The organism is Parabacteroides sp. PF5-6, from assembly GCF_029504695.1.
Lineage (GTDB): Bacteria > Bacteroidota > Bacteroidia > Bacteroidales > Tannerellaceae > QVMG01.
The window spans coordinates 199,323-223,221 of sequence record NZ_JAQFIN010000005.1 but is presented as its reverse complement, the minus strand read 5'-3'; the positions used below and the strand labels follow the sequence as shown (position 1 = coordinate 223,221).

The 23,899-nt window shown below is 47.9% G+C and carries 17 protein-coding genes, 1 tRNA gene and 1 pseudogene; 8 read left to right on the top strand and 11 right to left on the bottom strand.

Features of this window, described 5'->3' with window-relative positions:
* Nucleotides 1-26: 26 nt before the first annotated feature.
* From M2133_RS08540 to M2133_RS08500, 9 genes and pseudogenes are all read right to left on the bottom strand, one after another.
* Nucleotides 27-734 (bottom strand): hypothetical protein, encoded by a 708-nt coding sequence (locus tag M2133_RS08540; RefSeq protein WP_277465673.1) that lies wholly within the window; start codon nt 732-734, stop codon nt 27-29.
* Between the two features lie 233 nt (nt 735-967).
* Nucleotides 968-1,279 (bottom strand): helix-turn-helix transcriptional regulator, encoded by a 312-nt coding sequence (locus M2133_RS08535; protein WP_277465672.1) that lies wholly within the window; start codon nt 1,277-1,279, stop codon nt 968-970.
* Nucleotides 1,257-1,373 (bottom strand): annotated as a pseudogene (locus M2133_RS08530) (type II toxin-antitoxin system RelE/ParE family toxin); the annotation flags it as partial. The gene M2133_RS08535 and the pseudogene M2133_RS08530, both read right to left, overlap by 23 nt.
* A gap of 244 nt (nt 1,374-1,617) precedes the next feature.
* Nucleotides 1,618-1,959 carry a type II toxin-antitoxin system HicB family antitoxin gene (locus M2133_RS08525; protein WP_277465671.1) on the bottom strand — a complete coding sequence of 114 codons (342 nt, stop codon included), beginning with the start codon at nt 1,957-1,959 and terminating at the stop codon, nt 1,618-1,620.
* A gap of 11 nt (nt 1,960-1,970) precedes the next feature.
* Nucleotides 1,971-2,234 (bottom strand): type II toxin-antitoxin system HicA family toxin, encoded by a 264-nt coding sequence (locus M2133_RS08520; protein WP_277465670.1) that lies wholly within the window; start codon nt 2,232-2,234, stop codon nt 1,971-1,973.
* 136 nt (nt 2,235-2,370) lie between these two features.
* Nucleotides 2,371-2,443, bottom strand: a tRNA-Lys gene (locus tag M2133_RS08515).
* Between the two features lie 117 nt (nt 2,444-2,560).
* A complete protein-coding gene (locus tag M2133_RS08510; RefSeq protein ID WP_277465669.1) occupies nt 2,561-3,364 on the bottom strand; it encodes an MBL fold metallo-hydrolase in 804 nt (267 codons plus the stop codon).
* A gap of 17 nt (nt 3,365-3,381) precedes the next feature.
* Nucleotides 3,382-4,452 (bottom strand): asparaginase, encoded by a 1,071-nt coding sequence (locus M2133_RS08505; protein WP_277465668.1) that lies wholly within the window; start codon nt 4,450-4,452, stop codon nt 3,382-3,384.
* A gap of 24 nt (nt 4,453-4,476) precedes the next feature.
* Nucleotides 4,477-5,088 (bottom strand): trimeric intracellular cation channel family protein, encoded by a 612-nt coding sequence (locus tag M2133_RS08500; RefSeq protein ID WP_277465667.1) that lies wholly within the window; start codon nt 5,086-5,088, stop codon nt 4,477-4,479.
* A 164-nt stretch (nt 5,089-5,252) separates the two neighbouring features.
* On the opposite strand from M2133_RS08500, the gene M2133_RS08495 reads away from it, so the two are divergent.
* Complete coding sequence (locus M2133_RS08495; RefSeq protein ID WP_277465665.1) at nt 5,253-6,725, top strand: DUF3943 domain-containing protein; 1,473 nt, start codon at nt 5,253-5,255, stop codon at nt 6,723-6,725.
* On the opposite strand, the gene M2133_RS08490 is transcribed toward M2133_RS08495, so the two are convergent.
* Nucleotides 6,722-8,359: an ABC-F family ATP-binding cassette domain-containing protein gene (locus M2133_RS08490; RefSeq protein ID WP_277465664.1), complete on the bottom strand. Its 1,638-nt coding sequence runs from the start codon at nt 8,357-8,359 to the stop codon at nt 6,722-6,724. The genes M2133_RS08495 and M2133_RS08490 overlap by 4 nt on opposite strands.
* A gap of 108 nt (nt 8,360-8,467) precedes the next feature.
* Between M2133_RS08490 and M2133_RS08485 the strand changes: the two genes are divergently transcribed.
* From M2133_RS08485 to M2133_RS08455, 7 genes are all read left to right on the top strand, one after another.
* Complete coding sequence (locus M2133_RS08485; RefSeq protein ID WP_277465663.1) at nt 8,468-9,157, top strand: CDGSH iron-sulfur domain-containing protein; 690 nt, start codon at nt 8,468-8,470, stop codon at nt 9,155-9,157.
* A 215-nt stretch (nt 9,158-9,372) separates the two neighbouring features.
* On the top strand, nt 9,373-10,926 hold the full coding sequence (locus tag M2133_RS08480) for an alpha-N-arabinofuranosidase (protein ID WP_277465662.1): 1,554 nt from the start codon (nt 9,373-9,375) through the stop codon (nt 10,924-10,926).
* 11 nt (nt 10,927-10,937) lie between these two features.
* A complete protein-coding gene (locus M2133_RS08475; RefSeq protein WP_277465661.1) occupies nt 10,938-12,437 on the top strand; it encodes an arabinan endo-1,5-alpha-L-arabinosidase in 1,500 nt (499 codons plus the stop codon).
* 48 nt (nt 12,438-12,485) lie between these two features.
* Complete coding sequence (locus tag M2133_RS08470; RefSeq protein ID WP_277465660.1) at nt 12,486-15,650, top strand: TonB-dependent receptor; 3,165 nt, start codon at nt 12,486-12,488, stop codon at nt 15,648-15,650.
* 12 nt (nt 15,651-15,662) lie between these two features.
* The gene (locus M2133_RS08465; RefSeq protein WP_277465659.1) at nt 15,663-17,531 is read left to right on the top strand and encodes a RagB/SusD family nutrient uptake outer membrane protein; all 1,869 of its coding nucleotides are present in this window, start codon (nt 15,663-15,665) and stop codon (nt 17,529-17,531) included.
* Between the two features lie 14 nt (nt 17,532-17,545).
* Nucleotides 17,546-18,250: a DUF3823 domain-containing protein gene (locus M2133_RS08460; RefSeq protein ID WP_277465658.1), complete on the top strand. Its 705-nt coding sequence runs from the start codon at nt 17,546-17,548 to the stop codon at nt 18,248-18,250.
* Between the two features lie 297 nt (nt 18,251-18,547).
* Entirely contained in the window at nt 18,548-22,792 is a 4,245-nt protein-coding gene (locus tag M2133_RS08455; protein ID WP_277465657.1) for a two-component regulator propeller domain-containing protein, read from the top strand.
* Between the two features lie 126 nt (nt 22,793-22,918).
* Here the strand turns inward: M2133_RS08455 and M2133_RS08450 are convergent, their stop codons facing one another.
* The gene (locus tag M2133_RS08450) at nt 22,919-23,899 is read right to left on the bottom strand and encodes a gliding motility protein GldB (protein WP_277465656.1); all 981 of its coding nucleotides are present in this window, start codon (nt 23,897-23,899) and stop codon (nt 22,919-22,921) included.

Sequence of the window (23,899 nt, the reverse complement as noted above, 5' to 3'; positions counted from 1 at the left end):
TCTTACCGACAGCTGTGTGCGGCATATTAGTTTGTCTTTTTCAATCTCCGATACACAATCACACCGCATAGATACTGCACGAATACAGCGAATGTATAATTCAGATATGCCCTACTCAGTATGACGGGGATTAAGCCAAACAACCATTGAACGACCCAGACAAGACCGACAAGAAAAGCCATGCAGAGTATAACCCCAAGAAAGGAAAGCCATTTATTGTCGACTTCGACAAATGGGAATGGGAGTGAAATGAGATATATCGCACACACCAGGAGAAGAAGGATCAACAGGGTGGTAGATGTTACGGTATGCCATAAGGGTGTTCTTTCCAGTGGCGGAAATATTTGATTAAGCCAATTCGGTTCCGCATCCTTGCTATTCATCGGAGGATTTTCTTCGCCTATTTTTATCGATTTATCAACTCCCGCAGGTTTATTCGAAGCACTAAAGAGTGATAAAGTCTTTTGAAAAACATTTTCCCGATGTATCGCTTCATAACCCATCTCATCCAAATAAATATACGTCAACGACGTTGAGTCGCTCATCGCTTTTGCTTCCTCTATTTTAGCAATATAGTCGACCTTCAGACCATTTGAATAGTAGTATAATAAACCATAATAATCATTGATCAAATAAGCCGACAAAATAAGAATCAACGGAATTACTATTTTGGGGACCAAAGAAATACTCTTGTTTGAGAAATATTGTACCACTCCACTTATTATATCCATCATATCATTTATCGCTTTATACTCGCCTTTTTACTTGTGTGGTAAATATACACATAATATCAATACGACATATTTAAAAGTATTTGTCAAATCCGCATAAAAAACCCGGAGCATCCTAAGGAGTCCGGGTAGTATTTACAGTATTGCAACTGCTTTACGTATTTGGTCAAGCTTCGCAGACAAGCGACTGTCTCGCCGTGCCGTTTGCATATTGTAGGCAGCTTGCATATTAATGGTTACACGATAGGCTTTACAATCTCAATCTTTAACCCTAGTGCATCTATGATCCGGCAAAACGTACTTATTCCGGGCTCAACAACCCCTTTTTCTACTTTAGAAATATAAGATTTATTCGTACCGATCCGTTCCGCAAGTTCCGTTTGAGTCATCTTCTCCTGCTTGCGTGCATCATGAATAATTTGACCCATACAATATGCATATGCTTCTCTTCGGAACTCTTCTCGTTCAGAGGTACCCACTTTGCCATACTGCTGATCCAGCCATGCATCTACATCGTAAATATCTTTACTTATTTCTTTTAGTTCCATAATATTCCTCTTTCAATTTTAACGCCTTATCAATTTCTGCTGTCGGGGTCTTCTGTGTTTTTTTCTGAAAGCCATTGAGTAGTGCTTATACGCTATTATGGTTCGCGCTTTCCCCATGACGCAAATATAGCAAAAGTTTTCATATCTGACAACTTTTCAGCAAAATCATATAAGGTACAGATCAAAGAAAAGCTGTTATGGTGCCTACCGTAATCCTCATAATGCTATTAATCTATGGCAGAGGGGAGGGGCATCCCAGAACATCAAAAGCCGCTTAAAAAGCGGCTTTTGATGGTGACCTGGGTGGGTGAAAATTCCGATGTAACCTTTACCCGGTTTCATTCAAAAGCGTGAAGCCTTTCCTCTAATGCTTCTTTGATGAAAGCATTAATAGAAATACCCGCTTTTTCCGCAAGCATAGCCACCCGGCTATGTATCTCGGATGAGATGCGCACATTTAGAGAGCCACTAAAGGCTTTTCTCGGTTTAATGCCTAACTCTTCACATCCTTCAATATAGCTGTCTATTCCTGCTTCAAAATCGGCTTTGAGTTCCGCAATATCTTTCCCCTCGTAGGTGATAGAATCTTTGCTCATACCAAGAACTTTACCGACCAGGCAATCATCTGTTTTGCTATATTCGACACTTCCAAAGTATCCTTTGTACTCCAAATTATCCATAGTAATTTCTCCTATTTATCTATAAAATCATTCAATACAAGCTTAACATAAACATCTTTCAAAGCCCCCTCTTTCATAATGCTACCGGGATGAGGTTTGTGCAAATCTATAATGGTCTTGCTTTCTGCGTTAATAAAACGGACACGAGAGCCGGACGTCTTACCTTTGTTGCTTTTCTCAAATCCAAACCCTTTCAAGAGCTTACATAATTCATCATAGGTGAAGTCTTTAGGTAAAGTCTTAAAGCGAGCTATCAACTTCTCTTTTGCTGTCATTGCTTAATTGTTTACGCAAATGTAACTATTTTTAGTTACGAACGCAAGGAAGCGGATATTTTTTCATTCTTTCCCTATCGGAAGGGTCGTCGCATCCCAGAACAACAAAAGCCGCTTAAAAAGCGGCTTCTGAGGGTGACCTGGGTGGGGCTCGAACCCACGACCCATTGATTAAGAGTCAATTGCTCTACCAGCTGAGCTACCAAGTCGTTGGGCATTCTTGCGATGCGGGTGCAAAGATAGGTTTTAAATTATTTTTCGACAAATATTTTTCTTCTTTTTTCCCGGTCTATAGGGATATTTTTAATCAGACGCGGAAATCACATTCAATCAAATTCAAAAATCTCAGAAGGGGTCGTGCGCTTTAAAGCGATGAGATTGACATCCTTGCCGACCCGTATGCCCTCCTGGAAGAGGCGGATATCTACTGTTTTGTAGGCCAGTTCCGGATGGTTATTGTCTTTGCTGAGGTGGCAGAGCCAGATGTTTTTCAGTCCCGTGTGATAGTGGGTAGCCAGAAATTCGGCGGCTTCCTTATTGCTCAGATGGCCGGTCGGACTGGCGACACGCTCTTTCAGGAAGAGTGGATAAGAGCCGAAACGCAACATCTCTTCATCGTAGTTGGCCTCGATAATCAGATGGTTGGCCTGGCAGATATATTTACTGACCGTATCGGTGATATGGCCCACATCCGTAGCAAAAGTGAAACGGTGGTTGCCGTATTCGATATAGTAGCCGACATTGTCCGTACTGTCGTGAGGCACTTCAAAGGCTGTGATATTAAAATCTTTGATCTGAAACGGGGTTTCTTTGTGAATGATCCGGCGCGAACCGTAGAGCGTTTCTTCGACATAACGGCTTTTATCGATCCCGTTATGCACACTTTCAGTGGTATATACCGGGATATTGAATTTCTCGCCCAAACAGCCTACCGTCTTAATGTGATCGGCATGATCGTGCGTGATCAATACGGCGATGATTTGGGAAAAATCTATATTGTAATCTTTCAACACTTTTTTGATGGTACGTATACCAATACCGGCATCGATCAGGATACCGTATTCGGCTGTTCCCAGATAATAACAGTTTCCACTGCTTCCACTTGCCAAACTAACAAATCTTAGTTTCATCTTTTCATCTTTTCTTTTTACAGGCGAGCATTCTCCGGTACGGTGATCTCGCCAATAAGTGAATAGTTCATGTGTTCCTTCACTTCTTCAGCACTCATTCCATGTCCGAAAAGGAACATCAGTTTGGTCACCGCACTTTCCGTCGTACTGTCGTAACCACTGATAACACCTATTTCCAATAGTTTATGCCCGGTTTCATAGCGTTGCATTTCAACTGCTCCGGCAATACATTGGGTAACATTAACAATCACAAGACCTTTATCGATCGCCTCTTTCAGCATATCCAGAAACCATTCTTCGCAGGGTGCGTTCCCGCTTCCGTACGTCTCCATCACCACCCCTTTCAGTCCGGGTATATTCAGGATGCTCTCGATCACTTGCGGAGACATTCCCGGGAACAATTTAAGGATCGCAATATTCCGGTCGAGCGAATAATGCGGATTCAGGGGTTTATCGGAGATCGGATGAAAGATCTGGGGCAGGTCGTATTTGATATGGATGCCAACATGCGCCAGCGGCGGATAGTTGTACGAACGAAAAGCATTGAAATTATCGGCACTCACCTTATTGGTACGGTTACCTCGGAGCAGATTATTTTCGAAAAAGATACAGACTTCCGGCACAAGCGGATGCCCGTTTTCTTTCGCGGCGGCAATCTCGATAGCGGTAATCAGGTTTTCCTTTCCATCGGTTCGCAAGATCCCGATAGGCAATTGGGAACCGGTAAGGATAACCGGTTTGCCTAAGTTTTCCAGCATAAAGCTCAAAGCGGATGCCGTGAAAGACATCGTATCCGTCCCGTGTAGAATCACAAACCCATCGTATTGCTGGTAATTGCCGGCAATGATCCGAACCAGCTTCTGCCAGTTCTCGGGACCCATTTCCGAGGAGTCGATCGGAGGTTCGAATTGAATACTGGAGACTGCATATCCCATCTTTTTCAATTCCGGCACATTGTCTTTGAGATGTTGAAAATTGAGTGGTTCCAAAACCCCATTTTCAGGGTTTTCCATCATACCGATAGTACCGCCGGTGTAGATCAATAAAATAGAGGCATTTTCGTGCTGATTGTTCTCGTGTACAGTCATAGCGTACAAAATTAATAAATAATTCTATTCATCACCTTTCAATACAGGGACACTTATGTGATATTTCACGGCGATAAGCCGGGCTGCCAGGACCGTGACAGCGGTAACCAATTGGGTCACAAGGATCGACACCGAAAGTTTCATACAGATGTAATAAACGAAACCTCCCAGTACGCACGTCAGGGCATAGATATCTTTCCGGAAAATCAGCGGGACTTCATTGATCAGGATATCCCGAATCATTCCCCCGAAAGAACCGGTAACCATACCCATAACGATAGCTACCCATATTGGAAAACCGAAATTCAAAGTCTTGTCAATACCAGAAACCACAAAAAGTCCCAAACCAATGGCGTCAAAGATAAAAAAGGTGTTATTTAGTTTAATGACGTATTTACGGAATGCAATAACAAATAAAAGGGCAAAAGCGGAAACAATCAGATAAGCCGGTTCTTCCATCCAGAAAGGCGTGGCATTTAACAAGATATCACGGACTGTTCCGCCGCCTATAGCCGTTACCACTCCCACCACATAAGCGCCAAACCAATCAAATTGTTTGGCGGAAGCCAGTCTGATACCACTAATTGCAAAGGCAAAAGTACCGGCATAGTTGCAGAAGGTGATAAAATCTATCATTTTGTTTTTGCTGCAAAAATACGTAATCACTTTGAGATAATATCATTTTCCGTAAGAATACCTAAGATTAATTTAAACTAAACGAATATCCCCTGCGTTATTATAAGTAGGTTTGCACAGCAAGCGGATGATTTACAGAAGTTGAATTCATTATCAGGCAAAAGATGAAAAAGGTTTTAATAGGTATTTTAGGGCTATGTTGTGCCCTGTCGGCATGGGGCCAGTATATTCCACAATCCGTTCCGCGACAGTATGTGAGCGATTCGACCCGCATACTACCCTATCGTCCCTGGCGTGCCGGGGTCGAGACCTTCGGGGTCAATGCGGTCGTATGGGGCTTCGACCGGTATATCGCCAACGAGCCCTGGGCACGGATCAACAAACACACGATCAAAGACAATTTTCGGACCGGCCCGATCTGGGATACGGATAAGTTCACCACCAACCTGATCTCCCACCCCTATCATGGCTCCTTATATTTCAACGCAGCAAGAAGCAACGGCATGAACTTCTGGCAGTCGATTCCCTATACGGCGGGCGGCAGCCTGATGTGGGAATTCTTTATGGAGGCAGAGCCGCCTTCGATCAACGATATGCTCGCTACCTCGTTTGGCGGCGTGGCATTGGGCGAGGTCACCTTTCGCATTTCCGACTTATTCTTGGACGACCGGACAACGGGCGCCGAACGGGTAGCCCGTGAGTTATTGGCTGCCGTATTCTCGCCTATGCGGGCGATCAACCGCCTGTTGGACGGCGACAGTTGGCGTTACCGCCCGAATAAAGGGCGTTCGTTTCCTTCCGTCCCGGTAAACTTCATCGTGAACGTAGGCCCGCGTTTCCTTGCCGAGCAGGAAGATTCCAAATACGGCACGACCAGCATGAACCTCACGTTCCGCCTGGACTACGGTAATCCTTTCGACGACGACTTCTATAAACCCTACGAATGGTTTCAGTTCCGCGCCGGGCTCGACCTGTTCTCTTCGCAGCCGGTGATCACCCAGGTCAGCGCCATCGGTGCGTTATGGGGCAAGCCGGTATGGAACAAAGGCAACCGGACGATCTCCGCCGGGGTATTCCAGCATTTCGATTATTACGATTCGGAGCTGCGTTCGAACAGCACGCACACCGTGCCGCCCTATCGCATCTCGGAGGCGGCCGCAGTCGGCGGAGGCGTATTATACAATAAAAAATCGTCGCCGGGCGATCCGGTGGATATCCATAGCGAGATCTACATAAACGGCATTGCCCTGGGTACCAGCATCTCCGATTACCTGCAACTCGAAGAGCGCGATTACAACCTGGGAAGCGGATACAGCGTGAAAGCCTTTACGGGACTGACCTACAAGAAACGGTGGAATTTCCTGTTAAGCCTCGAAAACTATCACATCTTCACCTGGAAAGGATACGATCCGGATCTGGACTTCAGCACGGTCAACCTCGAGCGCTTGAATGTGCAGGGTGAGAAAAGCAATGCCCGGTTGACGATCTTCACCTCGCAACTGGCCTATTACTCCAGTAAGCGATGGAATATTGTATTCTCCAACCGGCACTTCTCCCGCCATACGCGGTATAAGTATTTCGATAATGTGCAGACAGCAACCTACGACGTGATGCTGAGCGTGGGTTATCGCATTTAGTTGTTGCGTTCCAGTTCGCGCAGGTTCTCCATCTTCTTGCGCTGCATAAACTCATAGATGCCTTCCAGGTGTTCGGTCACTTTCTTATTACCGAACTCATAGACCTTGGTCACCAGTCCGTCCAGGAAGTCACGGTCGTGGGATACAACGATCAGTGTGCCGTCGAAATCGATCAACGCCTGCTTCAGGATATCTTTCGTTTTCATATCCAGGTGATTGGTCGGCTCATCGAGGATCAACAGGTTGACCGGTTCGAGCAGTAAGCGGATCATCGCCAGGCGGGTACGCTCGCCGCCCGACAATACTTTCACCTTTTTCGTCGAATTCTCGCCGCCAAACATAAAGGCGCCCAACAGGTCTTTGATCTTATTGCGGATCTCTCCTTTGGCCACATCGTCGATCGTCTGGAACACCGTCAGGTTTTCGTCCAACAGCGAAGCTTGGTTTTGCGCGAAATAACCGATCATCACATTATGTCCCAATGTCAGCGTGCCGTCGTGTTCAATCTCTTTCATGATACACTTCACCAGCGTCGACTTCCCTTCCCCGTTCTTGCCCACAAAAGCGATCCGGTCGCCCCTTTCGATGGTCAGGTTGGCATTCTGAAAGACCAGGTGTTCGCCATAACTTTTCGATACATTCTCCAGCGCGACCGGATAAGAGCCCGAACGGGGCGAAGGCGGGAACTTCAACCGCAAGGCCGAGGTATCCTCTTCGTCGACCTCCAGGATATCCAATTTCTCCAGCATCTTCACCCGGCTTTGCACCTGTAGGGTTTTGGAATACGTGCCTTTGAAACGTTCAATAAACTCACGCGTTTCCGCGATCATCTTCTGCTGTTCGTCGTACGCCTTCTGCTGTTGCTCACGTCGTTCTTTCCGCAGTTGCAGGTACGCGCTGTAGTTCACTTTATAATCATAGATCCGGCCCATGGTCACTTCGATGGTGCGCGTGGTGATCCGGTCGACAAAAGCCCGGTCGTGGCTGATCACCACCACCGCCTGCCCGTTGTCGATCAGGAAATCTTCTAGCCATTGGATCGATTCGATATCCAGGTGGTTCGTCGGCTCATCCAATAATAAGACATCGGGTTTCTTCAGCAACAACTTGGCCAGTTCGATGCGCATACGCCATCCACCACTGAACTCACTGGTCTGCCGCGTAAAGTCAGCCCGCTTGAAACCCAAGCCCAATAAGGTCTTTTCGATATCGGCATCGTAATTGATCTCTTCGATCGAATAGAATTTCTCGCTCAGCGTAGAAACCCGTTCGATCAGTTCGTAATAACTCTCCGAATCATAGTCTGTCCGGATCTCCAACTCTTTATTGATCGCATTGATCTCCGCTTCCATCGCGTGCAGATGGGCAAACGTCTGGGCTGTTTCTTCAAACACAGTCCGTCCGTCTTCCGTCATCAGATGCTGCGGCAGATAGGCAATCACCGTATCTTTCGGGGCGGACACTTTTCCCCGGGTCGGTTCCCTGACTCCGGCCAGGATCTTGAGCAAAGTCGATTTACCGGCGCCATTTTTCCCCATCAGGGCGATCCGGTCCTTTTCATTAATAACAAAAGATATATCTGAAAACAATGCACTCCCGCCAAATTCTACTGTAAGTCCGTCGATTGATATCATAATTGCTTTTTTAAGGCTGCAAAGATAGGCATACTTTTTCTTTGAATAAAACAAACAAAATCCCATTCTAATTGTTTTCTTTTATACAGAGTAAATTATACAATAGTTATGCGCCCAGAAAACAAAAAGAAGATTAAAGTATTACCGAATGGTCCGTATGCAGTCAGCGGGGATATCCCGTTGAATCAATTGCGTTATGTCTCCGATCAGAAAGGAGCTTCTACCGAATACAAGCTGATTCAGCAGTACAAGACAAGCGAAACCTATCACCTGTGTCGATGCGGACGCACCAATAATCATCCGTTTTGCGACGGCTCGCACCTCGCCGGAATCCCCTTCGACGGAACAGAGACCGCTTCACGGGCCACCTACAAAGAGATGGCTGAAGTGTTGGAAGGCAAACAAATCGATTTATTGGACGCCGAAGATCTATGTGCCGTAGCCCGCTTTTGCGACACCTACGGAACCACCTGGGAACTGGTCGAAAACAGTACCGATCCGGCTGCAATCGATATCATCAAAAAACAATGTGCCGACTGCCCGAGCGGACGCCTGACGCCCGTCACGAAAGCAGGCGAGATCATAGATCCCGAACTGCCGCAGGAAATCAGCCTATTGGAAGATATGCCGGCGGAAGCCCACGGCCCGATCTGGGTGAAAGGCGGTATTCCCATTGAAGATGCGGAAGGCAACCGGTATCCGGTCCGAAACCGGGTGACCCTCTGTCGCTGCGGAAAATCAAAAAACAAGCCTTTCTGTGATGCTAATCACATGCAAAACCAAGGCGAACTGGAATAAACACCCCTTATATTTCACTTATTTACAAGTTCTTATAATACGCGCTAAAAACCGGGAAAAATCGCCCGGTTTTTTTTGTTCCCGGACGATAGTCCCAGAGGATTTATCCGGGTGGATTTTTTTCGTCCACCTAATTCGTATAAATGTCCACCTTTCCATAAAGTGTTGCTTATACATTTGCTCCCGAAAGCACAAGTAACATTAAAGGAAATATCATGAACAAACGAAGAGGATTCTTGTATGGAATGCTATGCCTGGCCATAGCATCCTTTGTCTCCGCTCAGGAAAAAGCGGAAGTGATCATCAATGCAGATTTAGGTACACAAACGATCAGTCGTCACATCTACGGCCATTTCTCCGAGCATTTGGGACGCTCGATCTACGGTGGTTTATGGGTGGGCGAAGACTCGTCGATCCCCAACACCAACGGGGTGCGCAACGATGTCATCAAAGCATTGAAACAAATAAAAATCCCGAATCTGCGGTGGCCCGGCGGCTGCTTTGCCGACGAATACCATTGGATGGACGGGATAGGTCCGCGCAGTGAACGCCCCAAAATGATCAATACGCATTGGGGTGGCGTAGTCGAAGACAATAGCTTTGGCACCCATGAGTTCCTGAATCTTTGCGAATTACTGGAGACCGAGCCGTATATCTGTGGCAATATGGGCAGCGGAACCGTAGAAGAGATGTCGAAATGGGTGGAATACATCACTTTCGACGGCGAAAGCCCAATGGCCAACCTGCGACGGGAGAACGGACGGGAGAAACCGTGGCAAGTAAAGTTCTGGGGCGTAGGCAATGAGAACTGGGGATGCGGCGGAAATATGAGCCCGGCCGGTTATGCCGAAAACTATCGCCGTTACGCCACCTATTGCCGCAACTATGGCGACAATCGCCTGTTTAAGATTGCCGGAGGACCGAACGTGGACGATTATCGCTGGACGGAAACACTGATGAAAAATATCCCCCGGGGCATGATGAACGGACTCTCCTTACATTATTATACGTTTGCCGACAGCTGGACCAACAAAGGCAATGCCACCGGTTTTGACGACAATGAATACTTCCGCACGTTGGAGAACGCGGTTCACATGGACGAACTCCTCACCCGCCATTCGGCCATTATGGATCAATACGACCCGGAGAAACGCGTCGAGCTGGTTGTCGACGAATGGGGAGCCTGGTACAATGTGGAACCCGGAACGAATCCCGGATTCCTTTATCAGCAAAACACCCTCCGGGATGCGATCCTGGCCGGACTAACCCTGAATATATTCCATAGCCATGCCGACCGCGTGAAGATTGCCAATATCGCACAGATGGTGAACGTTCTGCAGGCCATCATCCTGACGGAAGGCGAGCAAATGGTATTGACACCGACCTACCACGTTTTTGATATGTATAAAGTGCATCAGGATGCAGTTCTGCTTCCGGCGGATGTGCGTTGCGGCACGTATGACCGGCTCGAACGCAGCCTGCCGGCAATCAGCGTGACGGCTTCCAAAGATAAAGACGGGGCAATACATCTTTCATTTGTCAATATCGACCCGGCAAATGATATCGAAATCACCTGCCCGGTACGCGGCGCCGGCAACAATAAGATCACGAGTAGCCAGATCATCACCGGCGAAAATGTACGCACCTACAATACGTTTGCTCAACCCGAAAAGGTAAAACTGGCTGCCTTCAAAGGCGCTTCTTACAAGAACGGGGAACTGCGTTTCAAATTACCCGCCAAATCATTGGTAACGATCGAACTGAAATAATACAGGGATTTATGAAACAACAAGTTATCACGGCAGCGTTGTGTTTAACCGGCCTGAGCGTCCTGTTCACGTCCTGCCAGACGGAGCGTGAAGCCATCGTACCGGAAGCCCGGTCCAATCCCTGGGCCGACGATTACACGGCTGTTTCCGCCATGACCGATTACAAACAATGGGGGCCTTATAATGTGCACGATCCGGCTTGCCTGAAAGTGGACGATACCTTTTATGTGTATTCAACCGATGCCATCTACCGGGAAGACAAAGAGGAAGCGGCGGCTGCGGGCGTACCCCTGGGGTATATTCAGGTGCGCAAATCGAAAGATCTGGTCAACTGGGAATTCCACGGATGGGCATTCCCCAAGATCCCGGCCGAAGCCATACAACACGTCCGCTCGCATGCCGACGGCAAAGGAGCAACCAATATCTGGGCGCCTTACGTGGTCAAATACAAAGACAAGTATCGCTTGTATTATTGCGTGTCGGCATTTGCCCAGTCGGTCTCTTACCTCGGGCTGGCCGAAGCGGATTCGCCCGAAGGTCCCTGGGATTTAAAAGGCTGTGTAGTCAAGACAGACACCACCTCAGTCATGAATGCCATCGATCCGAGCATTGCCGTTACCGAAACAGGGGAACACTGGATGGTTTACGGCTCGTACTTCGGCGGTTTGTTTGCATTGCAACTGGATCCTGAAACCGGGCTGGCATTGAAAGAGGGCGACCAGGGCCACCTGATTGCCCGCCGGGCCAACGGCAAGAAAGACAATATCGAGGCGCCGGAGATCATCTACAATCCGGAATTCGGAAAGTATTTTCTATTCGTATCCTACGATCCATTGATGACTACCTACAATGTGCGCGTCGGGCGTTCGGACTCGCCTGCCGGTCCGTTCTACGATATCAACGGAAATGATATGCGCGAGGAGAAGAACGATTTTCCGGTTCTGACCCACCCCTACCGCTTTGCCGGTCATCCGGGCTGGGCAGGCGTAGCCCATTGCGGGGTGATCAACGATAACGGGCGCTTTTTCATGATGCACCAGGGACGGTTGAGCCCAGGCAATCAGATGATGGATTTGCATGTCCGTGAAATGTTCTGGACGAAAGACGGCTGGCCGGTAGTTTCGCCGCAGCGCTATGCCGGTATCCCGGCGATGGAACTGATCGCCGCCGACTTCGTGGGCGACTGGGAGATCATCCTGATCCGCGACAGCAAATACGAAAGAAACCTGGCTGCCGGACAAATCCTCTGGGGAGAAGGCGAATTGCAGGCCGACGAAGTCAATGTATCCATTCCGTACACCTTCACCGCCGATGGGAAGATTGTCGGCGAACAATCCGGAAGCTGGTGTTACGACAAATGCAAAAACACACTCACCCTCGAATTGGGCAAAGAAAAGATCACCGGCCTGATCCCACACCTGGGGCAGGATTGGGAAAACCAACAAAAAACAATCCTTTTCACCGGACTGGAAAGCCACGGTTTCTCGGTCTGGGGTAAACGTGTAAAATAAGACGATCAACTTGTAATATGAGAGATTAACACATTCAATTTAATGCGTATGAAAAAGAAAAGATTTCTGAGATGGCCGGTCTTACTGCTGGCATTCGTTGCCGCCTGTATGCAGTTGGCAGCTCAGAACAAAATGGTGAATGGCGTTGTAACCGATCCCAACGGCGATCCGCTGATCGGTGTAAACGTAGTGGTGAAAGAATCACCTACAATAGGTACAATCACGAATATAGACGGTGAATTCAGCCTGGATGTAGGAGATGGTAAGGTACTGGTATTTTCATATATCGGCTATCTGACACAGGAAGTTTCCCTTAGTGGACGCAATACATTGCAAGTCCAGCTCAAAGAAGACAGCGAGACATTGGAAGAAGTAGTCGTTGTGGGTTTCGGTACCCAGAAGAAAAGCTCACTGACCGGAGCCATCAGCAACGTACGATCGGAAGAACTGGTACGCACCACCACTTCCACCACCGCCGGAGCCCTGGTCGGTAAGGTGGCCGGTATCACGGCGCGTCAGACCGACGGACGCCCGGGAGGAAGTGCCCGGATACAGATTCGTAACATGGGTACTCCGCTCTATGTGATCGATGGGATCCAGGCAGAAGAGCAACAGTTCAACAACCTGGACATCAACAATATCGAGAACATCTCCGTCTTGAAAGACGCTTCGGCTTCTATCTATGGTTTGCGTGCGGCCAATGGGGTCGTATTGGTGACCACCAAAGCCGGACGCCGGGAAGAAAGGAACCAGATCAGCGCCACCGGTTATTATGGAATCCAGAACTTTATGCGCTATCCGGAAGTGGCGAACGCTGCCGAATTCTATGAAGGACGCATGCAAGCCGACCTGAACCAGTATGGTTCGACTTCCCGTAATATGGAGGAACTAAACCTCTGGAAACAAGGACAGGGCGACTACAAGAATATGGACTGGCAGAAGTTTATCACCAATGAAAACGCACCGATCATGTACGGTAACATCAGTGCCAGCGGAGGTTCGGAGAAGATCAATTATTATTTCGCCTTGGCGCATACCAATCAGGAATCCATGATCAACGGTTTCAACTTCAAACGAACCAATATCCAGAGTAATGTGGAAGCAAATATCACGAACAACCTGAAAGTAGGTACCCGCATTAACGGCCGCCTGGAAGAGCGTCACAATGTAGGGGTTCCCGGTCTCGACGACTATTGGCAACCGTATTACGCCATGTTCCAGAACTGGCCGACCCAGCAGGCGTATGCCAACGGCAATCCCGACTATGTGAACAATACGCGTAATAACGGAACCGGAGCCGCGATCTTCGATAAAGACATTACGGGTTATACCGACGATATCTGGAAAGCGATGTCGGCGAATGTCTTTGCCGAGTACAGCTTTCCTATTCCCGGTCTGAAAGGAACGGTGATGTACGATTACAATATCCAGTACCGTACGGATGAGGAGTTCGAATACACCTACAATGTGTACACCTACGACAAAGAAAACGATGTGTACAATATAACCGGAGGGAATCAGAACCCCTGGCGTCGGCGCGTGAAAGACGAACGCATCAAACAAACTTTCCAGGCACGCCTGAACTACGATCATACCTTCAATGAAAACCATCATGTGGTCGGATTATTAGGGATGGAAACGATCGAAGAGAAAAGAGATTATCTGCTCTACAATATCATGCCGACCAACAACTATATTCCGCTGACGAATAACCATAGCGATTTGACGGGTATCGAGACTGTGATGACAGAAAGCGCCCGCGCCGGTTTTCTCTTCCGTGGTTCTTATGATTACGCCAGTAAATATTTCGCAGAGTTCAGCGGACGCTACGATGGATCTTACCTGTATAAATCGGGCAGCCGTTGGGGTTTCTTCCCTTCTGCGTCTGTGGGTTGGAGACTGTCGGAAGAATCGTTTATGGAAGGGCTGAAAGATAAAATCTCTCTCTCCAACTTTAAAATCCGCGCATCCTGGGGACAGATGGGAGAAGATATCATCAATTATATCGACGACCTGAATAACATCCGTGATCACGGCATGCCCAACTATATCGTTGCTCCCTATTCTTATTTAGACGGATATAGCTATGGAAACGGAAGTGCGGTATTGAACGGCACGACCACCACAGGTGTCAGCTATCGTGGCCTGCCCATCACTTCTTTATCCTGGATCAAAGCGACCCTATTCAATGTGGGGGTTGATTTCGGGTTCTTAGACAATCGCCTGAACGGTACGTTCGATGTGTTCCAACGGAAACGCACCGGACTGCCGGCATCCCGCTACGACGTGTTGATCCCCGAAGAAGTAGGATTCACCCTGCCACAGGAAAACCTGAACTCCGACTATCATCAGGGGGTTGAATTAGCGCTGAACTGGCGCGACCAGGTACAGGATTTCCGCTACGATATCGGCTTCAATGTCACCTTGGCTCGTAAGAAAGACGGGGATTCCTACAAACCTCGCTTCGGTTCGAGCTGGAATGAATACCGGAACTCGATCGAGAACCGTTGGGCAAACGTCAACTGGGGATACCAGGTGACCGGCCGTTTTCAGAGCTACGAAGAGATCCAGGCATATCCGGTGGATAACGACGGACAAGGAAACTCCACCATGTTACCGGGTGACCTGATCTTCAAGGATGTCAATGGCGACGGAGTGATCAACGAACTCGACGAACGCCCGATCGGTTACGGACTGGGCCAATTGCCTTATCTGAACTTCGGTTTGAACACCTCTTTTGCCTGGAAGGATTTTGATTTGAAGATGGACTTCTCGGCTGCCATGGGACAATCATACCACATGTGTTGGGAGGTAGCCTATCCGTTCCAGGGTGATGGCAACTCCACACGCTATCTGCTGACCGATTCCTGGCATCGCGCAGATCCGACCGATCCCAACAGCGACTGGATCTCGGGCTATTTCCCGGCCACCCGCTATGCCGGAGCGAATACCAGCTTCAATCGTTATTCTGATTTCTGGATGCATAATACCTACTACATCAAACTGCGTACGCTGGAGTTAGGCTATACGATTCCACAGCATATCTCCCGGAAATTCTTAGTCGACCGCTTGCGCTTCTATGTCAATGCATACAACCTGTTCAGCATCGATAATATGTCGAAGTTCCAGCTCGATCCGGAGATCTCGTCTAATAGCGCATTGGTTACTCCTAACCTACGCACCGTAAGTTTTGGTTTCAATCTTAATTTTTAATCTGAGTACATCATGAAAAAGAATCTTATATATCTATTATCCATTCTGTTGAGCGGCCAACTGATCGGTTGCGACAGTTTCCTGGATCGTACGCCAACCGACTTCCTGACCGACGAGCAGGTGTGGAACGACAATTCCATGATCCTTGGCGTATTGGCGAATTTATATGACAATGTGCCAATGAACGGCTCCCTGCAGGACGACGTAAACTTTTCATTGATCGACGACGTGATGTGGTGCGGATTGATGAATACCGACGTGGAGACGGCTCGTAACCAGATGGTGGCTTACGCCTACGATTTCCTCCGTTATTATGATTATGGTTATATCTATAAGATAAACCAGAGTATTGAAAAGCTGGCGAAGTCGACTTTGAGTGAAGATAATATTGTTGTTTTCGAAAGCGAATTCCGATTCCTGCGCGCCTATGTCTATTTCGAACTGGCTCGCCGTATGGGAGGAGTGCCTATTGTGACGGAAACACAGAGTTATACTTCGGGAATGGATATTACCCAATTACAGGTTGCCCGTTCTTCAGAGGCTGAGGTCTATGACTTTGTGTACAGCGAATGTATGGCGATCAAAGAATATCTGGCGGCAAACAATGGGATAACCAACGTCTCTCGTGCCAATAAATATGCCGCATTGGCATTGGCAAGCCGGGCGATGTTGTATGCCGGATCGATTTCAAAGTATAACGCATCGATGGCAAACCCCATCTCTTCGCCGTTGCAATCGGGTGTAGTCGGTATGAGCGGCACATCCCCCAACGGATATTACGAGAAAGCATTGTCGGCCGCCGAAGAGATCATCAACGACGGCGTCTTCCAACTCCATGCAACCGCTTCATCGGATGATTTCTACCATGCGGTTTGTTCGAAAGACAATAACCGGGAAGTGATCTGGAGCAAAGACTATTCTTCCGGTAAGTTCCATACATTCTCTTTTGCCAATATCGCCTGGTCGATGAATGAAGACAATGACAATGGCTCCGACCTCTGCCCCACCCTGGGATTGGTCGAATCGTATCTGCCATTGAATGGCGGTTCGGGAAGATTAGCCGATAAAGATGCGAATGGGAATTATATCGCGTATGAGAATATTTCCGATATTTTCGCCGGACGCGATTACCGTCTGCAAGGCACCTGCCTGTTGCCGGGGCAAACATTCAAAGGAGCAAAACTCGATGTCCTGGCGGGCGTTGCGATCTATCAGTCCAATGGTTCGTATCTGTTGATCGAAGGATCGGAAGCCAACAGCTCCTACGTTCCGGCAGAAGACCATCCGAATGCCGATGGCGGACCTTTTGTCGGAAAAGACGGTCCCCTGTCGCGCGCGACCTATACGAATACCGGTTTCAACCTGCGTAAATTCGTAGACGAAGCAGCCGGTTCTTCCGCTCGCGGACAAGGTTCGTATATCTGGTGGGTGTATTTCCGGATGGGCGAAGTGTATCTGAATGCAGCCGAGGCAGCGATGGAACTGGGACAAACGGAGAAAGCCCTGCGTTATGCCAATGCGATCCGCGAACGCGCCGGTTTCGGTGCCAATTCCTGGAGCGAAGCCGATCTGACCATCGACAATCTCTTGCGCGAACGCCGTTGCGAATTGGTGATCGAAGATCATCGTTTCTGGGACATGAAACGCCTGCGCAAAGCGCACCAGCAATGGAATGGTATCCAGTCGGAAAACACGATGCTGTATGCCCTCTATCCTTTCCGCGTGATCGGTGGACCGGACAATGGCAAGTATATCTTCGACCGCCATGTGGCTTACCGCTTCCGCGCGCCACGTAACTTCCGCATCGGGAATTATTATTCTTCATTCAGTACGGATGCCTTGAATAAGAATCCGAAACTGGTACAAAATCCCAACTTCTAAAAATATAACACAGTATGAAAAATATAAAATTATTCCTCTTGCTGTTCCTCCCGTTCGTTTTCACCGGTTGTGAATACGACAATTTCGACGAACCGGAAGCCACGATCTCCGGAAAGGTCGTGTATGAAGGACAGACCATTTATGTGAAGAACAACCAGGTCACTTTCCGCCTGTACGAACCGGGCTGGGAACTGTCGGCCAGTACGTATATGAATGTGCAGGTCGCACAAGACGGTACATTCAATGCCAGTGTCTATTCCGGCAAAAGCTATCGGTTGATCCGCCAGGACAATATCGGTCCGTGGGTAAACCCGACTGCTTCGGATACGATCTTTATCGATAAGTGCAAGAAGAAAGAAGTGGTTGAAATGCAGGTTACGCCTTATTATCTGCTCACGAACACGAACATCTCCAACAGCGGAAGAATCGTATCCGGGAGCTGCTCCGTTCGGGAAGTTGCGGGAGGACGTAAGATCGAGTATGTCGGACTGTATGCCGGACGCAATATCATTGTGGACAACGCATATAATTTCGGTTCGGCAACGACTGCAGCCGTAGCCGGCGACCAGGTATTGCTCCAGGTCGACCTGAGCGGACTGGCAGTCAACTCCACGGCAAACTCATTCCCTTCAACCGGCGTGTTCTATGCCCGCTTGGGATTGAAGATCGAAGGAATCGATGCGATGATCTATACGGAGCCCGTCAGATTGAGTAACTGATCCACCTTAACAGTTCAATTATAAAGACAAAAGCTCTCTTTATCTCCGTATAACAGAGAGCTTTTTTACGTCTATTCGCAGGCTCCCCATTCTTCTTTTTTAAAACATTGCACTTTCGTCGGTAAAAGCCCAATGTTTTGTTCGCAAAAGTGCAATGTTTTATTCACAAAAGTGCAATGTTTTGTCGAGCCTTATAAACGGTGTTTCTGTATTTAGTATATATTTGCTATTAATTAAATACTATTATGTATGCGCCATCAACTGAAAAGATACTTATCATGTAAGGTCATATTCCTTTTGTTTCTATTATTATCGTTTCTCGACGTTAATGCCCAAATCCGTCCGGAGGCCTACAATTTCAACTACCTGACGACGGACCAGGGATTGTCGCAGAATATGGTGGACTATATATACAAAGATAGTCGCGGTTTTATGTGGTTTGCAACCTGGAACGGGCTCAACCGCTATGATGGATATCAATTCGATCACTACACCACCCAGTCGGAGCCCAATGCGATCAACAGTTTATTCGTGCACGTTCTATTGGAAGACCGCTACAACTATTTATGGGTCGGGACCGAAGAGGGGATAAACCGGATCAATATCTATACCGGGGATGTTGAAGACAGCGAGACGTATCCGTTTGCCGGCCATCCGGTCTTTAAAGATCCGGTCTATTCGTTTCTGGAAGATCAGGCGGGACGGATATGGATCGGTTCGACCGGCGGGCTAACCTTGATCCGGTTGAACCAGACAGGAGAGATTGCTTCGATCGACATACCGCAAAACAATATCGGAAACGATGTTACCGCTTTGTGGGAAGACCGAAGCGGACAAATCTGGGTCGGCTACCGGTCGGGCTTAGTACGGATCGTAGAGACAACCGATAAAAATGAATTCCGGTTGGCGAAAGCTCCCGGAACACTGGCCGATGCGCATATCGGCGAAGTCTTCGCGATAAAAGATGATGAAGACTATACCTGGATCGGCACGTACGCCGAATTGATTCGTTATCACAAAGCAACGGCAACCCATACCCACTATCTTCATGACCCGAATGATCCGAACTCGATCATCCAGAACTGCGTCAAGGACCTATTCATCACTAAAAACGGCGACTTACTGATCGCTACGCTTCTCGGATTATGCAGTTATGACCGCCAGACGGGTCACTTTTTCCCGGTCGCACAAGAAACCGGTGCAAATACTACCTTGAACAATAATTTCATCAACTGCCTCTATCAGGACGACTACGGCACCGTCTGGATCGGCACGGAAAAAGGAGGAGTCAATAAGATGATTCCCAAGCAGGTCATGTTTACCCAAATCAATCACCGGCCTTCCGATCCGGGTTCGCTTTCCGTAGGGGCTGCAAACTCCATCTACGAAGACTCACGCGGGACATTATGGATTGGGACCGTGGAAGGCGGGCTCAACAAGCAGGACAAACAATCCGGACATTTTACACATTTCCGGAACGACAGATACGACGCCCATTCCCTTTCCCATAATACGGTCAGCTACATTACCGAAGGCGGTGGTTACCTGTGGATCGGCACCTGGGGGCAGTCGCTCAACCGTATGTCCCTGAACCGGGAAGGGCATTTCGACCGGGCCGAAGACCTATTGGATGAAGGAGCTTTTATCTCTCCCCTCGTCTCCTGGATTATCTACGACGAAGTATTGGAGGCGCTTTGGATCGGGTCGCATGTCGGTTTGGAGTTTTATGATATCAGGAAACGCAAAACCACTCCTGTTTTGCAGGATATGGAGTATGGGAAAAGGATCAAAGAAGTATTCGGCTTATGCCTCGACAACAAACGGCACCTGTGGGTCGGCACCGGGTTTGGACTCTATTGCCTGGATTTGAATGCGTCGGACATCGCGAACGGCATAGTTGAAGCGGAGCGATACAATATCCTTCCGGCCGGTGCCAAAGGTTCGGTAAACGAAAAGATCAATTGCATCTTCGAAACAAAAAACGGAGAGATCTGGGTCGGCACCTACGGATACGGATTAGCGCACATGGAATACGACGCAGACGGCAAACCTTTCTTCCAATTGTATAATACCGACTTCGGTTTATCGAATAATGTCATCTATGGCATTCAGGAAGATGACGAAGGCAATCTCTGGATCAGTTCGGATTCCGGCTTATCCTGCTTCTCTCCCGTGAAAAAGAAATCCATGAATTTTTATGCTTCCGATGGCTTCTCCACCAATCAGTTCTACTGGGTGGCCTCCTGCAGGCGCCGCAGTGGTGAAATATTTTTCGGGAATCTGAACGGCGTCGTTTCTTTTCATCCCCAAGTGACCGAAAACAACCAAAACGAAGGGAAGGTAAGCATAGTCAAAGCGACCTTGTACAACCAGAAGGTCAGCCCGGATATCCTGAAAGAAGGATGGCGGCTTCGGGAAAAAGACAAATCGTTCGGGCTGGAATTCTCTGCCTTATCGTATATCGCTCCCGAGAAAATCCGCTACGCCTACATATTGGATGGCTTTAGCCAGGAATGGACCGAAGTGGATGCCAACCGCCGCTTTGCCAATTACACCAATCTGCCGGCCGGTAAATATATCTTCAAAGTCAAATGTACCCGTCCCGACGGCGAATGGTCGGAGCATATTGCCGAATTGCCGATCCGGGTCATTCCGCCTTTCTACAAAGAGAAATGGTTTATGTTCTGTTGTTTTGCCTTTATCGTGTTACTGGTCTATTTCTTCAGCGGCAAGAGAATGCGGGACCTGCAAAAGCAAAAGATACGGCTGGAAAAGAATGTGGCGGAACGGACAGAGAAGATTGAGCGACAGAAAGAACGTCTCGCGGCTCAGGCCAGCGATCTGGAAAAGACACTGCATCAATTGATGGTGCACCAGGAAGAGATTTCGGAACAGAACAAACAGCTATTGGAACAGAACGATAAGATAACCCGCCAGAAAGAGCAATTGGAGGTATTGAGTAAACAATTGAATCAGGCGACACAAGACAAGATTAACTTCTTCACCAATATCGGCCATGAATTCAAAACCCCCATAACCCTCATCCAGGGACCGATCGAGCAGGCGCTCAAACTGAGCCAGAATCCGAAAGTGGTCGATCAACTGAACCTCGTACACCGGAACTCCAAATACCTCTTATCGCTGGTCAATCAATTGATGGACTTCCGCAAAGCAGAGGAAGGGGCATTGAAAATAAATAAAAAGCCCGGCAACCTGGAAGAGTTCGCTACTACCATTCTCCAACCTTTCCAGGTGGCCATTAAACCCCGGCAAATCACCCTGAAAGAATTCTACCGGATACAACCCCGGATCCTCAACTTCGATCCGGAGATGCTGCAACGCCTGTTGAGCAATCTGCTTTCCAATGCGGGAAAATTCACGCCCGACGGGGGCAAGATCACGACCTATATCACGACAGTATCCCGGAATCCGGAAGAAGGCAACTGGCTTTATATTTCCGTAAACGATACGGGTATCGGTATTCCCGAGAAATATAAAGAAAAGATCTTCGAGCGTTTCTTCCAGGCAGATAATAAAATGATCTATCCGATGCAGGGACAGAGCGGTACAGGCATAGGACTATCGTTATGCAAACAAATTGTCGAGATCTTTAACGGACGGATATGGGTCGAAGACAATCCGGGTGGCGGCACTTCGTTCCGCGTCTTATTGCCGATCTTGCCGGAGGATCTGACCGCAGATACGGCAGAAGCCTATCAGATGCCGGAAATGGATTATGCGGAAGAGACATACGAAGAATATGAAGATACGACAGGAGGAACAAAACCCCGATTGTTGATCGTGGAAGACAATGTGGATATGCGTATCTATATCCGCTCGATTCTGGAAGAGAAGTTCGATATACTGGAAGCGCCACACGGGGAGTCCGGACTGCAGAAAGCATTGAAGTTCTTACCCGACTTTATCATTTCCGACGTGATGATGCCGGTCATGGACGGATTGGAATTCTGTAAAAAGATAAAGAATAACTTTTCCACTTCACATATTCCGGTATTGCTCCTGACAGCAAAAAGTTCGACTCCGGTGCGAATAGAAGGATATAAAGTCGGAGCCGACGGATATATCGCCAAGCCGTTTGATGCCGATCTTTTAATCGCCCGGATTGAAAATATAATGGAATTACGTCACCGGCTGCATAATGATTTCAGTAATAATATGGATGTAAAAAGACTGGAAATGGAAGAACGCTCGCCGGATAAAGTATTCCTGGAAAACTTAATGAATGTTTTAAAGAATAATTATCAGCATACGGATTTCGACGTTTCCATGTTAATGACCGAGATGAATATGAGCAAAAGTCTGTTACACTCCAAATTACAATCGCTCACCGGGCAATCAGCGGTAAAGATCATTCGCTCCTACCGCTTGAATAAAGCAAAAGAGTTATTGGAAATCGGCGAAGGCTTGACGATGAATATTTCCGAAATAGCCTATGAAGTAGGATTCAATGATCCGAAGTATTTTACACGCTGTTTTACCAAATTTTTCGGAATAGCTCCGAGTCAATTCAATAAAAAATAATTTTTCTTTGATTATCATGAACATTTTCAATCCTACCTTGTTATTAAGATATAGTGTTTTTCATGGTATTAGAATTAGGTTTAATTAGGTAAGTCCGTCTTGTTCGTGAGAATGGGGCGGTTTTTTTTATGGCTTATACCGTGAAAGAGACAGTATTTCCTGCGCATTATGGCTTTGCATCAACTGCTCCGGCGTACTCTTCGTTTCTTTCATATAGTGTTCCACAATCTGCCAACCGACAAAAGCCCCAATATTTCCCGGCATCTCGTCCGTAAAGAAAGGAGAAGGCTGCTCTTCGAAATACTGATTGGTCACGATATGGTCGGGGGTATACAGGTGTTTGCGTTCAATTATCGTTTGCCAGATCACCCCTTCGTTTTGCTTTACCAACTGCATTTGCTCTTCGGTATAGCCCATCAATTGTTCGGCAGCATGTTCCGGACAAGCCCGGCTCACGAGGTATTTTATTTTCCCGGCATAGATCATGCGTTCCAGCAAGACATTCTCTTTTCCGGCGAAAGCATATTCGCTCATCAGCCAGCCCGTCAGGTAATCGGGCACGACCGACCGCGGTTGCATCTTTATGCGTTGGTAGTCGTAAAAGAATTCTTCGTACAATGGATAGTCGACACCCAGGTATTTATCGATAGAGAGCGACAAGGTATTCTCGCCCGTCAAGATATTCTGGTTTAAACCGGACACATGCATATACACACGCGGCGGTTGCATCGCCGGGAAACACGCCTGCAGATAAGCGAAGCCATCGCCCAGTCCCTGTTCAACGGCTTCGATCTGATCGAAACGCGCGACCGATTCTTTATAGAGCGCCAGCAACGCCGGATTGGAATAATAAGCGGATAGCTTCTCGAAGAAGCCGGGTGCATCGACCGACTTCATATTCAATATACCTTTCCCGATCAGATCGAGCATCACCGGATAATCACGTACGAGCGCCTCTTGCAGGCTCGCATCCGGATTCTCGATATACTCCAACAGGCGCTGATCGAACCGATCCACAGACAGGGGTTCCGCCGAAGGACGGGCATATGCACTACATCCGGTGAAGGAGAAAAACAGAAGAAAAGTAAATAAGATTCGAATGTTCAT